The 12,205-nt window shown below is 53.8% G+C and carries 10 protein-coding genes; all 10 read left to right on the top strand.

Going from position 1 to position 12,205, the window contains the following annotated elements; genetic code table 11:
• Nucleotides 1–129: 129 nt before the first annotated feature.
• The 10 genes from QHG98_04200 (at nucleotide 130) to QHG98_04245 (ending at nucleotide 12,187) form a co-directional block, all read left to right on the top strand.
• Nucleotides 130–1,167 (top strand): ABC transporter substrate-binding protein, encoded by a 1,038-nt coding sequence (locus tag QHG98_04200; GenBank protein MDH7596934.1) that lies wholly within the window; start codon nucleotides 130–132, stop codon nucleotides 1,165–1,167.
• Nucleotides 1,167–2,186 carry an iron ABC transporter permease gene (locus QHG98_04205; GenBank protein MDH7596935.1) on the top strand — a complete coding sequence of 340 codons (1,020 nt, stop codon included), beginning with the start codon at nucleotides 1,167–1,169 and terminating at the stop codon, nucleotides 2,184–2,186. The genes QHG98_04200 and QHG98_04205 overlap by 1 nt, the downstream gene beginning before the upstream one ends.
• A complete protein-coding gene (locus QHG98_04210; GenBank protein ID MDH7596936.1) occupies nucleotides 2,183–2,983 on the top strand; it encodes an ABC transporter ATP-binding protein in 801 nt (266 codons plus the stop codon). The genes QHG98_04205 and QHG98_04210 overlap by 4 nt, the downstream gene beginning before the upstream one ends.
• Nucleotides 2,984–3,597: 614 nt before the next feature.
• A complete protein-coding gene (locus tag QHG98_04215) occupies nucleotides 3,598–3,864 on the top strand; it encodes an alkaline phosphatase (GenBank protein MDH7596937.1) in 267 nt (88 codons plus the stop codon).
• A gap of 108 nt (nucleotides 3,865–3,972) precedes the next feature.
• Entirely contained in the window at nucleotides 3,973–5,004 is a 1,032-nt protein-coding gene (locus QHG98_04220; GenBank protein ID MDH7596938.1) for a hypothetical protein, read from the top strand.
• A gap of 134 nt (nucleotides 5,005–5,138) precedes the next feature.
• The gene (locus tag QHG98_04225) at nucleotides 5,139–6,182 is read left to right on the top strand and encodes an ABC transporter substrate-binding protein (GenBank protein MDH7596939.1); all 1,044 of its coding nucleotides are present in this window, start codon (nucleotides 5,139–5,141) and stop codon (nucleotides 6,180–6,182) included.
• An 18-nt stretch (nucleotides 6,183–6,200) separates the two neighbouring features.
• A complete protein-coding gene (locus tag QHG98_04230) occupies nucleotides 6,201–7,268 on the top strand; it encodes an iron ABC transporter permease (protein ID MDH7596940.1) in 1,068 nt (355 codons plus the stop codon).
• Entirely contained in the window at nucleotides 7,262–8,047 is a 786-nt protein-coding gene (locus tag QHG98_04235) for an ABC transporter ATP-binding protein (protein MDH7596941.1), read from the top strand. The genes QHG98_04230 and QHG98_04235 overlap by 7 nt, the downstream gene beginning before the upstream one ends.
• A complete protein-coding gene (locus tag QHG98_04240; GenBank protein ID MDH7596942.1) occupies nucleotides 8,038–11,616 on the top strand; it encodes a cobaltochelatase subunit CobN in 3,579 nt (1,192 codons plus the stop codon). Before QHG98_04235 ends, QHG98_04240 begins: the two co-directional genes overlap by 10 nt.
• A gap of 196 nt (nucleotides 11,617–11,812) precedes the next feature.
• Nucleotides 11,813–12,187, top strand: coding sequence for a hypothetical protein (locus tag QHG98_04245; GenBank protein ID MDH7596943.1), 375 nt, complete (start codon nucleotides 11,813–11,815; stop codon nucleotides 12,185–12,187).
• The last annotated feature ends 18 nt before the right edge of the window (nucleotides 12,188–12,205 follow it).

The following is a 12,205-nucleotide window of genomic DNA, read 5'->3' on the forward strand; positions in this document are numbered from 1 at the left end:
GCACATAATCCTCGTCAGGTGAGGCACTTGAGCACTTGAAGGCAAGGTTCCCAGACAAGAAAGATTAAATAGCACTTAATGTTACTGAAAATGAAAAATATCTATTTAAGTAGGATGCGGGTGATAAAAATGCATAAAATATCCGTGGTTGCAGCTTTTGCATGCCTTGTTCTGGCTGTATCTGCTGCATGCTGCGCGGAGATCACAATAAAAGACGATCTGGGCCGTGAGGTGAAGATCAACTCCCCGAGCGAGCGTGTGGTTTTCATGATGGAAAACGCGCTTAAGACGTACTATGCTGTGGGAGATCCTGAGAACATCGTGGCTCTGAAGGACGACAAATGGATGCGAAAGCTGCTTGAGGATATATTCCCGGTGATAGATCCTGACTTCGAGAAGAAGCTCACGGTCAGCATGACAGGCGATCGTGTCGATCTCGAATCCCTGGCCAGGGCAGATCCGGATCTTGTGGTTCTATGGGCAACCACCCCAGATGATGTAAACATCAAAGCGATCGAGGAGACGCTTGGTGTTCCGGTCTTTGCGATATTCGTCAGATCGATCGATGACGTGCTCCACCAGGTCGATACAATGGGGGCGATATCCGACAGAATGGAGCGGGCTGCGGAGGTTAAGAAGATAATGCACGATTATATGAACATAACAACTAATGTGACCAGCAACATCCCGGAGAGCGAGAGACCTAAGGTCTATTGGATGTGGACCGATGTTCTGGGGACAGCAGGCGTTAATAGCGGGATAAACGATCTCATAGAGCTCGCTGGTGGTGTCAATGTGATGAAGTTCGCTGAGAACGAGACCGCCATGACGATGGAGCATCCGGTAGTAAACCTGGAGACTCTGATAAAGCTCAATCCTGATGTGATATACATGTGGTACAACGAGAATCTCGATCCAGAGGATATACTGACTGGTGATGATTTCAAGGGATGGAAGGATATAAACGCTGTTAAGAACGGTCGGGTTTACGAGATCAGGAATCCGTATCTATTCGACGCGTTCTCCCCACGCATGCCTCTAGCGCTACTGCACGTGGCAATGGATCTCCATCCAGATAAGTTCAGGGATGTGGATATGAACAGGACCATCGATGACTTCCACGTGGACATGTGGGGAGTGCATTACCCGAGCATGGAGAAGGCATGATGGTTGCGGGTCGGTCGAAATACAGAAATCTAATTTATTTTTTTATTTTAATATCCCCTTTTCTGGCGGCTGGTCTATCGCTCTTCATAGGCAGATATCCCATAGATCCTGTGGATCTGTTTCATATTATTATATCCAATCTCACAGGCACTGAGGTGCGGTACCCAACGGCATACAGGACTGTCATCTTCGAGGTCCGTCTCCCGCGAATAATTCTCGGGCTGCTCGTTGGCGCTTCTCTATCTGCAGCAGGTGCGACCTTCCAGGGAATATTCAGAAATCCGCTTGTGAGCCCCTACATACTCGGCATCTCGTCAGGGGCAGCATTCGGCGCCGCGCTTTCGATAGCGATCGTGCCTCAGTTTCCTGTTCAGATATCAGCATTGCTATTCAGCCTCATAGCCGTCGGTTTTGCATACTACATAGCGAGCTCCCGGGGCAGCACACCGGTGATATCCCTCATCCTGTCCGGTGTTATAGTATCGGCGATCTTCGACTCAATGCTCTCGATAATCCAGATAGCAGTTAACGAACGGGCGTTGCAGAGCATAGTCTACTGGCTGATGGGCAGCCTTGGAGCCGCGAGCTGGTCCAGGGTAAACAGCGCGCTTCCGCTTGCAGCTGCTGGTATGATGATAATTTTTCTGCTGCGATGGAGGCTGAATGTCCTGGCACTTGGTGATGAGGAGGCCAGAGGTGTCGGCATGAACACGGATCTTTACAAGGCTCTCTTTGTTTTGGCCGCGGCACTTGCTGCTTCTGCAGTCGTCTCAGTCGTCGGGATAATCGGCTTCGTGGGGCTTGTTGTGCCGCACATGATCCGGATGTTATTCGGACCCGATCACACGCATCTGATTCCCCTATGCATGGCATTCGGAGCCACATTCATGGTGCTGGTGGACGACATCGCACGTGCTGGCATGGGCTTTGAGGTGCCCGTGGGCGTTATAACCACTCTTATAGGCGCGCCGTTCTTCGCATATCTCCTGAGAAGCACACGCAGCGGGGGATGGGAATGACATCAAGCTGCGGGATCTCGATAGAGGGGCTCTCACTCAGCTACAACGGCAGGATCGTGCTGAATAATATCTTCATGCATCTTGAGAGAGGCAAGGTCATAACATTTGTTGGGCCAAACGGCTGTGGCAAGACAACCCTGCTCAAGCTCATCAATGGCCTGCTTCCACCCACGAGCGGGAAGGTCTATGTGGACGGAAGAGATACGGGCTCGCTCAGCTCCAGAGATCTTGCAAGGCTGATCGGGCATGTGCCGCAGGCTCAGAGGGCGACGTTTCCATTTACAGTTCTCGATGTTGTTCTGACCGGCCGTATGCCCCACCTCTCCCCGCTCTCCAGGCCGGGGAAGCGTGATCTTGAGAAGGCCTACAGGGCACTTGATATGGTTGGCGCTCTGCATATTGCGGATCGCCCTTACACAGAGGTGAGCGGCGGAGAGCGCCAGCTTGCGATGATCGCAAGGGCGCTTGTTCAGGAGCCATCTTTTTTGCTGCTGGATGAGCCGACATCGTACCTGGACTTCAGGAACCAGATAAGGATACTGAAGATAGTGACCGGGCTTGCAGCTAACGGCAGAATGACCGTTGTGATGACCCTTCACGATCCCAACCATGCGCTGATGTTCTCAGACAGAATAGTCCTCATGAGGAAGATCGATGGCAACCCCTCGGATATGGAGAATGTCGTTGCGATGGGCGAACCCCGAGATGTCATGACGCCTGATAACATCAGATCCGCTTACGGGATAGATGTCGAGATGCTCGAGATAAAGGGCAGAATGCTTCTCTTCCCCCTCTGAACCAAGCAGCAGATCGAGATACTCGAGGGGATCGGCATCGATAAAGGGCAGAATGCATCTCTCCCCCTGAAAAGTGCTGAAGGCGCTCTCCAGAGGTGCTGCAGTGCTCGATTCGGATCGGCGGGAACAACCGTGATGTTGAAAGACCAACCTGGATGGAAATTGCCAGCGTGCTCACAGCCCATCAAAGGGCTGTCGCATAAAAGTCCCACCAGCAGCACCCGCCCTTGTGTAATCTACGCGGATTTGGGATAATCGGATTGAGGCGTATGGATTGCTGAGGCGCTATTACAATCCCAAATCCTGAATCAGCCTCATTCTTTTGGCATGCCTCTGCCGTTGACATGCAGGGTTTTGAGATGTCCTCAGGATGCTTCCAGAGTTCATCCCAAACCACAGGGCGCAGTTAGTAAATATTTTAAATTAATCTACATACTCTAAGCCCATAACTATATTCTATTTCGATCAAAATTATATTCTCTGAGAGAAATCGACGCTCTGAGGTATCTGAGTGAGGATGTTACTATATACACTTCTGAGCCTGATGGTTGCACTCTCGTGCACATCTGCCAGTGCTGGATAAAGATGATCTCGGGGATTCTCATGCCAGGAATGTGATTCTGATGATCAGGGATGGCATGGGGCTTTCACATGAGACGATGGCCAGGATTGAGAGGGCCGACTGGAACCTCTCCAGATACTCAGAGACACAGCTCCAAATGGACAGCATGGAACACACTGGATTTCTGAGGACATTCAGTGCGAACTCCTTTGTCACCGACTCCGCACCGGCATCGACAGCAATGGCCACAGCTCGCAAGACAAACATCTGTTCCGAGAACCTGAGAGCTGTGGATATCAACGCTTTACAGCGGAACTGAAATCACATCTATAATCCAAAACAACAGACTTTTTTAGATCCAGTAATGCTTAAATAATACATTATCTCATGATATGTAAAAATAGTATTAAAAAGAGGGAGGACGAAAATGAATCATCTGAAAAGAAAGATGATTGTAATCTCCTTAGTACTATTATTTGTACTGGGAAGCACATATGCAGGTCCATGGGATCTCAACCCCGGAAAGGAGGCGCTGAAGCACACGCATCACTCGGAGGGGGATGTGACAGGAGAGGGCTTTGTGATGGTGTATCAGAACATCAACACCAATAACCTCTCAGCTGTCGAGTACATGCACGGCAGCGGATCATTCGATGTGGCGGATATAATAGACTCGCAGCAGAAGACTGGACATGGTGGGTCTTACTACTATCAGAGTCTTGCAAATGGGAAGATAGTGCCTGAGTGGAAGCAGCAATGGACCGGCGCGAACAGTGTCATCAAGCTCACCAGGCAGAGCGACATGACACAGTCGCCGATGACCTTCGCATACGGCACAGGATGGTATGCATCACATCCGATAACTTACAACTCCCTTCTTAAGGACAGAACCGTCGCGAAGAGCTACCAGGAGGGGAGCATGATGCTCCACCAGCTCGAGTACGCACGTGGATTCGTGGGCGATATGGCTGTCGAGCTGAACTGCACCGGACCCACGGAGACTAAGGATGGATACGGCCTCGCGAGCATGAAGCTCGAGGACAAGGTCATCCAGGGCACTGTGCAGATCGCGGAGCTCCTAACGAATCCACAGACTTTAAAGTCGGCTTCTAAGAAGGTAGATAAAACTACAAAAACGTATTACACACCATCTTCATCGATGAAGGCTCTGGGTGTGAAGGGTGCTCTCATCGAGATCGATGAGAACTACATCGGCAACTTCGATATACAGAGGAACATGAAGCTGGAGGTCACGAAATCCAAGGCGGTGACGATGGAGGACTGGCTCCCGTGCTGCATGGGCGGGTTCTTCGATGTTCCTGATTACAGCAAGGCGAACAAGGGGCAGATAGGTATCTTCGACTGCACATGCAGGAATACCTCAATAAGCACCTTCAAGCCAGCCTGGAACGGCACGATCGCGCAGTTCCCCACAGGAAAGTATCAGTACGTCCCCTGAGGGGATCTCAATTTATTTTTAATTGACACAGAATACAAAATACTTATTAACTTAAACAGCAAATGACGCATTGGGTGATAATAATATCGAATAAAGGGGAATATGTTATGATTAAATGGATCTCATATTCAGTATTGCTTTTACTGATTGTTACATCGTTCTGCTCAGGCGCCGAGTATCCGATGACCATCACCGACTCCGCAGGGCGTGAGGTCACCATACAGATGCCTGTGGAGAGGATCATAGTGCTGAACTCCGACGCGGCAGAGGCTGTGACCATTCTGGGGGCAGCAGATAAGATCGTGGGGATATCGGACAGCGTGAAGAACAAGGCGTACTACTTCCCCGCCCTGAAGAACAGGCAGAGCGTGGGAAAGTGGAACGAGCCTGACTACGAGATGATAGGGGAGATCGCAAGGAGCGGTGATAGGATCGTTCCAAACATAATCGTGATAAGCTACACGTATCCGGATAAGCCCTACGGCATAGTGGAGGTGGCAAAGAGGCTGGAGCCATTCGAAGGCATCACTGCAATCGGCCTGGACTTCTACAAGCCGGAGAACATGACGAAGGAGATAGAGCTCCTCGGCAGGATCCTCGGAAAGGAGGCGGAGGCGCAGCGCTTCATAGAGTGGTACGAGGAGAAGCAGGCGGATGTTGAGAACGCTGTGGCGAACAGGAACGTTCCAAAGGTCTACGTGGAGTGGACATCGAAGGGTGGAGAGCTCACAACGATGGGCACCGGCTCAGGCGCAGCGCAGCTTGTCTCAATGGCGAGGGGCTACAGCGTAGCGAATGATCTGAAGGATGCGTATCCAAAGATCGGGTGGGAGTGGGTGATCTCAAAGAATCCTGATGTTATAATAAAGAGATCGACATCCACCCAGCTCGGCTGGGAAAAACCGCCATCGACCGATTCGGTGAATCTGGAGAACACGCTCAACGAGATCCTCGGAAGGAGCGGTGCAGCAAGCGTGAACGCTGTGAAGAACAACAGGGTCTACGTGGTCAACTGGGAGATCATGGCCGGACTGGATGATGTTGTCGGTCTCACGTATCTTGCGAAGATCCTCCATCCTGAGGTGAATCTGGATCCGGAGGGCGTTTACAGCGAGTACCTGGAGTTCCTGGGTTTGAAATATCCGGAGAACAGGATATTCGTGTACCCTGAAGTGTAACGGAGACTCTTGACATAAATGGACTGCATGCAATCGAGAATCGCCCTGAAGGAGGAATACACCAGATTCGTGGGGAGAAAGCTGCTGTTTCTGGCAGCGATCTCCCTTTGCATAATAGCAGTCGCGGGCGTCTCCGCGACGCTGGGATCTGCGAACCTCTCTGTCTTCGAGGTCTACAGCGCGATACTCGCCAGGGCATTCCCCGGGCATTTCGAGACGACGTGGTTTGCGGATACGATCGTGTGGGGGCTGAGGCTCCACAGGATCATGATGGGGGTGGTGGCGGGCGCCGGGCTCGGGATCGCAGGGGCTGTGATGCAGGGCATACTGAAGAATCCACTGGCCAGCCCGTTCACGCTCGGCATATCATCCGCAGCCTCATTCGGCGCAGCGCTCGCCATAATCCTGGGAGCCGGGTTCGCGGGCGGCGAGTACCTCATAATAGGAAACGCGTTCGTCTTCACACTTCTTGCGACCTTTGCGGTTTACGGTCTGGCCAAGTACAAGGGGATAACGCCCGAGACCATGATCCTCGCGGGCATCGCGATCATGTACTTCTTCTCGGCGATGACCTCCTTTCTCCAGTATGTCGGGAGAGCAGAGCAGGTCCAGGAGGTCGTATTCTGGATGATGGGCTCTCTCGGAAGATCGTCGTGGGAGAAGGTCTATGCATCAGCGCTTGTAATTATCATCTGTCTTCCGTATCTGATCCTGAAGTCGTGGGACATAAACGCGATAGGCGCAGGTGACGAGACAGCGAAGAGCCTGGGCGTGAACGTCGAGCGGACGCGCGTTCTTTCCATGGTCTTTGCGTCTCTCATAACAGCGAGCGTTATATGCTTCACGGGCACCATCGGATTTATAGGCCTCGTGGCGCCACACATGACCAGGATGGTCCTAGGCGGGGATCACAGGTTTCTCCTCCCGGGATCCGCGCTCATGGGCGCTCTCCTACTTCTCGCCGCGGACACGCTCGCCAGGACTGTTCTGGCGCCCGTGATACTGCCTGTTGGCATAATGACATCGTTCCTGGGGGTGCCGTTCTTTGTTTATCTGTTCCTGAAAAGGAGGAAGGAGTTTTGGTGAAGATCACCATACAGAATGTATCATTCAGCTACGGCTCCAGTCTGATTCTGAACGACCTGAACCTGGTCGTCGGGGATTCCGAGATTCTGGGCCTCGTCGGCCCAAACGGCTCCGGCAAGACCACCCTGATAAAGTGCATCGACAGGATACTGAAGCCGAGGGGGAGCATACTCCTCGACGGCAGGGATCTCACCTTGATGAGCAGGGGTGAGATCGCAAGGGAGATAGGCTACGTCCCGCAGTCGGGAAGCGGCGCGATGGGCACCACAGTCTTCGAGACGATACTCATGGGGAGAAAGCCTCACATCAGCTGGCGGGTATCTGATAGAGACCTGGAGATCGTAACAGAGGTCATAGAGCTCCTCCATCTAGAGGATCTTGCGATGCGCGAGTTCGGCCAGCTCAGCGGCGGTCAGAGGCAGAAGGTCCTCATAGCGCGAGCCCTTGCCCAGGAGCCGTCCGTCCTTCTTTTAGATGAACCAACATCAAATCTGGACATGAAGCACCAGCTGGAGGTCATGGAGATCATCAGGGAGATGGTTCAGAGGAAGAGGATCTCCGCGGTCATGGCGGTCCATGATCTCAATCTGGCTGCCAGATTCGTCGACAAGCTCGCAGTGCTCAAAAATGGCAGGATATGGGCTGCCGGCGACGCATCATCCCTCCTCACACCTGAGATGCTGCGTGAGGTCTACAGCGTGGAGGCGGTGGTCATGCAGCTCGAGCGGCCCTTTGTAATCCCCATAAGATCACTCAACGGAGGGTTTGCATGCGAGTGAGGGCGCTGACATGGGCTAGCGACAAAGCGCTGCTTGTCCAGGCCGGCGCAGAGCTCGGGATTGATCTAAAAGCCTGGTCTGTCCAGGAGCTGTTAGATCCGGATACCCTGGAGGAGTGCAGGAGATCTCTGAACGAGGCGGATGTCATCCTCGTGCATCCAACGCATGATGGCAGGTTTGATGAGCTCCTGGAGACCGGGAAACCGGTCATAGCGTTCGGCTTCGATCCTGCGCTCTGGTCTTTCTCCCGGGGTGTCTCTCAGAAGGTCGTGGCCACTGTGAATGCGTATGTGGTCTACGGTGGCCTGGAGAACATCAGGAACATGCTTCTCTACATAGGCAGAGAGGTCCTGGGTCTCGATCTCCCCTGCAGAGAACCTCAGGAGACGCTCTGGCAGGGGATATACCATCCGGATTCCGGGAAAGCGTTCAGCACGATCGAGGAGTACCTGGAGTGGAGGCCGTTCAGACATGAGCACACCGTGGGGATACTGTTCTTCAGGACATACTGGGCGAACGGGGATCTGGAGATCGTGGATCATCTCATAAGATCCCTGGAGAAGGAGTTCAATGTGATCGCTGCCTTCGGTCTCGGCAGCGTGGGATCAAAGCAGCCGGATGCGAAGCCAATAGATCAGGTGGTCAGGGAGTTCCTCTCAGGGCGCGTGGACCTGATCATAAATCTCCAGTCCGTCTTCCATGCTGGAAGCGTTGAGGTTTCAATAAGATCTCTGGAGGAGATCGATGTGCCCGTACTGCATCCTCTGACGCTGTATCACAAGACAGAGGATGAGTGGAGGGAGGACATAAAGGGGATGGATCCGGCAGAGATCGGATGGTCCCTGGCCCTACCGGAGTTCGAGGGGCTTATAGAGAACATACCGGTGGGTGTTGCAGCCAGAAGGGAGATGTGGGGGGACGAGGTCGAGATTCATTATCCTGTAGAGGAGCGTGTTGAGAAGCTTGTCAGAAGAATCCGCTCATGGATACGACTCAGATCGAAGCCCAGGTCTGAGAGAAGGATAGCGTTCGTACTGCACAACAGCCCCTGCGCCTCTGTGGAGGCCACGGTGGGAGCGGCAGCGCATCTCGATTCTCTTGAGAGCGTGGCGCGGATAATTTCCAGACTCGCAGAGCTCGGATACACGCTGGATTCCTTTCCGAAGAGCGGTAAGGAGCTGATAGAGGACATACTGAATCACAAGGCGATCTCTGAGTTCAGGTGGACGACTGTTCAGGAGATAGTGAGCAGGGGCGGAGCGCTGGCGCTTGTGGATCAGGAAAAGTACAGCGAATGGTTCAGCGAGCTCCCGGAGGAGAGCAGAACTCGGATCTGGAGCGCATGGGGAAGGCCGCCGGGCGAGCCCAGGGATGGGGTGCCGGTGCCCATGGTTTATCAGGGAAAGATCGTCGTCACCGGAAGGAGGTACGGGAATGTCGTGGTCTGCGTCCAGCCGAAGAGAGGGTGTGCAGGGGCGAGATGCGATGGCCAGGCGTGCAGGATCCTCCACGATCCTGAGATCCCGCCGCCGCATCAGTACCTGGCGACATACAGGTATCTTCAGAAAGATTTCGGCGCAGATGTCATAATACACGTGGGAACACACGGAAACCTCGAGTTCCTCCCGGGAAAGTCTGTTGCTCTGTCTCAGAACTGCTTCCCCGATATCGCGATAGGCGATACACCGCATCTCTACATCTACAACTCCGATAATCCTCCGGAGGGGACCGTTGCGAAGCGCAGGAGCTACGCGGTGATCGTGGATCACATGCAGACCGTGATGACAACCGCTGGTCTCTACGGCGAGCTCAAGGAGCTGGACGAGAGGATAGCGGAGTACAGAAAGGCTGAGGATCACGGGAGAAAACACGCTCTGAAGCACATAATCCTGGAGCTTCTGGAGAGATCAAATCTCGCAGAGGAGCTTGGGGCTGATCCTGAAGATCACAATTTTGAGGAGATCATTGAAAGAGCGCATGCAAAGCTCTCTGAGATATACAGCTCATACATTCCAGATGGCATGCACATCTTCGGCGAGGTTCCGCAGGGCGAAAAGAGGGTGGAGATGATAAGCGCCATCACAAAGCCGCTGGTTAAGAGCGCTGCAGATCTCAGAGATGCTGTCAGGGCTGTTCTTAGCGGCGAGGATGCAGATCCTGAGGTGAGGGAGATCGTCCTGGACATATCCAGGCGGATGGATGAGTCAGATGAGATGGGGAGCTTGATGCACGCGGTCGATGGCGGGTTCGTCAGGCCAGGCCCATCAGGACTGATCACAAGAGGTAGGCCGGAGGTGCTGCCGACCGGCAGGAACATGTACTCACTGGACCCGGGGAACATCCCGACGCAGGCAGCAGCTCTTGTGGGCAAACAGCTCGCTGAGAAGCTTCTGGAGAGATACAGGAAAGAGCACGGGAGATGGCCTGAGAACGTGGCGATGTACTGGATGGCCAGCGACATAATGTGGTCTGACGGGGAGCAGCTGGCACAGATGTTTTATCTTCTGGGCGTGGAGCCGGTGTGGAGGGGCGGAAGGGTAAGCGGGTACAGGATAATGCCTCTGGAGGATCTCAAACGACCCCGTATAGATCTCACTGTCCGCGTATCCGGCATCACGAGGGACTGTTTCATGGGATGCATAGAGCTTCTCGATTCTGCGATACAGGATGTGGCATCTCTGGATGAACCGCCTGAGATGAATTATGTGAGAAAGCACATGATCGAGAGCGGGGATGGGAGGGCTCTGAGGATCTTTGCAAGCCCCCCTGGGACCTACGGGAGCGGCGTGAACCTGGCGGTGTATGCCTCGGCATGGAAGGACGATAAGGATCTTACGGATGTGTTCATGCAGTGGAACAGCTATGCCTACGGGAAGGACATCTTCGGAGATCCAGCGCCAGGAGCGCTGAAGAAGATGCTGAGCTCGGTGGATGTGGCGTTCAACAAGACCGTCACCGATGAGTACGATCTCCTGGGTTGCTGCTGCTACTTCGGCACATATGGGGGGTTGACGAACGCTGCTGAGAGCCTCTCAGGGCACAAAATCTCCACGTACTACGGGGATACCAGGGACAGTGAGAGGATCGAGATAAGGACGCTTGCCGATGAGATAAGAAGGGTCGTGAGAACAAAGCTTCTCAACCCCAAATGGATCGAGGGCATGAAGCGACACGGCTACAAGGGCGCAGGCGACATCTCTAAGAGGGTCGGCAGGGTCTACGGCTGGGAGGCCACGACGAGGGAGGTCGATGACTGGATCTTCGATGATATAGCGAGGACCTTCGTGCTCGATGAGGATATGCGCAGGTTCTTTGAGGAGAGCAATCCGTGGGCGCTCGAGGAGATCGGGAGGAGGCTGCTGGAGGCCCATCAGAGGGGACTGTGGGATGCGGACCCTGAGGTTCTGGACTCGCTCAGATCCGCGTACCTCGAGATCGAGGGGTGGATCGAGGAAAAGGTCGGAGACGGCGGGTTCCAGGGCGGCTCGATAGATGTGATGACGATGAAGGACATCGCAGAGTGGCGCGAGAAGGCAGCGAGGATACTGCGGGAGGCGGGGGTGGAGTGAGGACCAGCATCTCTGACCGCCTGTGTATCAGTTCGGACAGCCTTAATCAGCAATGAGCTCACTTGCCGGCATGTCTATATCTTGAAAAGCGCGGCTGGATGTGCCCGGCTGGGAGCATCCCACTCAGGCTGAGACCCGCCAGGCATCTCGACAATCTTAAATCCCTCGATTCTCAATTTGATCAGAGGTCTTTGCGATGGAGAGCGGTAAGAAGGACCTGGAGGGGCTTTACGATCTTGCCATACCTCCGGGCATACCCGTGAGCGTCATAAGGGAGCTCGTGGAGAAGTTCGAGGTCGATCTTGTGAAGAGGCGCGCCAGGGTCGATGTGATCGGGGAGGTCGACGAGCGGGAGATACTCGTGCTGCGTGGAGATCTCGATACGATCAAGCAGGCCGAGAAGTACATGTTCGAGGCGCTGGACAGAAAGCTAGAGGAGTGGAAGAGGGACGAGAGGGGCGAGAAATACAGAAAGATGTACAAGCCCCTCAGCAAGGAGGAGCGCGAGAAGAAGGCCGCAGAGGACGTCGGCGGGAGCGCTCTGGATTCCAGCACCGGCATGATGCGCTGAAAACGCCTCTTATGCCCC

The sequence above is a fragment of the Methanothrix sp. genome (assembly GCA_029907715.1).
Taxonomy (GTDB): domain Archaea; phylum Halobacteriota; class Methanosarcinia; order Methanotrichales; family Methanotrichaceae; genus Methanothrix_B.

Bases quoted from the DNA above. Each gene is read 5' to 3' on its own strand.
- QHG98_04240 (MDH7596942.1), top strand. From the start codon at position 8,038: ATGCGAGTGAGGGCGCTGACATGGGCTAGCGACAAAGCGCTGCTTGTC.
- QHG98_04210 (MDH7596936.1), top strand. From the start codon at position 2,183: ATGACATCAAGCTGCGGGATCTCGATAGAGGGGCTCTCACTCAGCTAC.
- QHG98_04220 (MDH7596938.1), top strand. From the start codon at position 3,973: ATGAATCATCTGAAAAGAAAGATGATTGTAATCTCCTTAGTACTATTA.
- QHG98_04200 (MDH7596934.1), top strand. From the start codon at position 130: ATGCATAAAATATCCGTGGTTGCAGCTTTTGCATGCCTTGTTCTGGCT.
- QHG98_04245 (MDH7596943.1), top strand. From the start codon at position 11,813: ATGGAGAGCGGTAAGAAGGACCTGGAGGGGCTTTACGATCTTGCCATA.
- QHG98_04230 (MDH7596940.1), top strand. From the start codon at position 6,201: ATGGACTGCATGCAATCGAGAATCGCCCTGAAGGAGGAATACACCAGA.
- QHG98_04205 (MDH7596935.1), top strand. From the start codon at position 1,167: ATGGTTGCGGGTCGGTCGAAATACAGAAATCTAATTTATTTTTTTATT.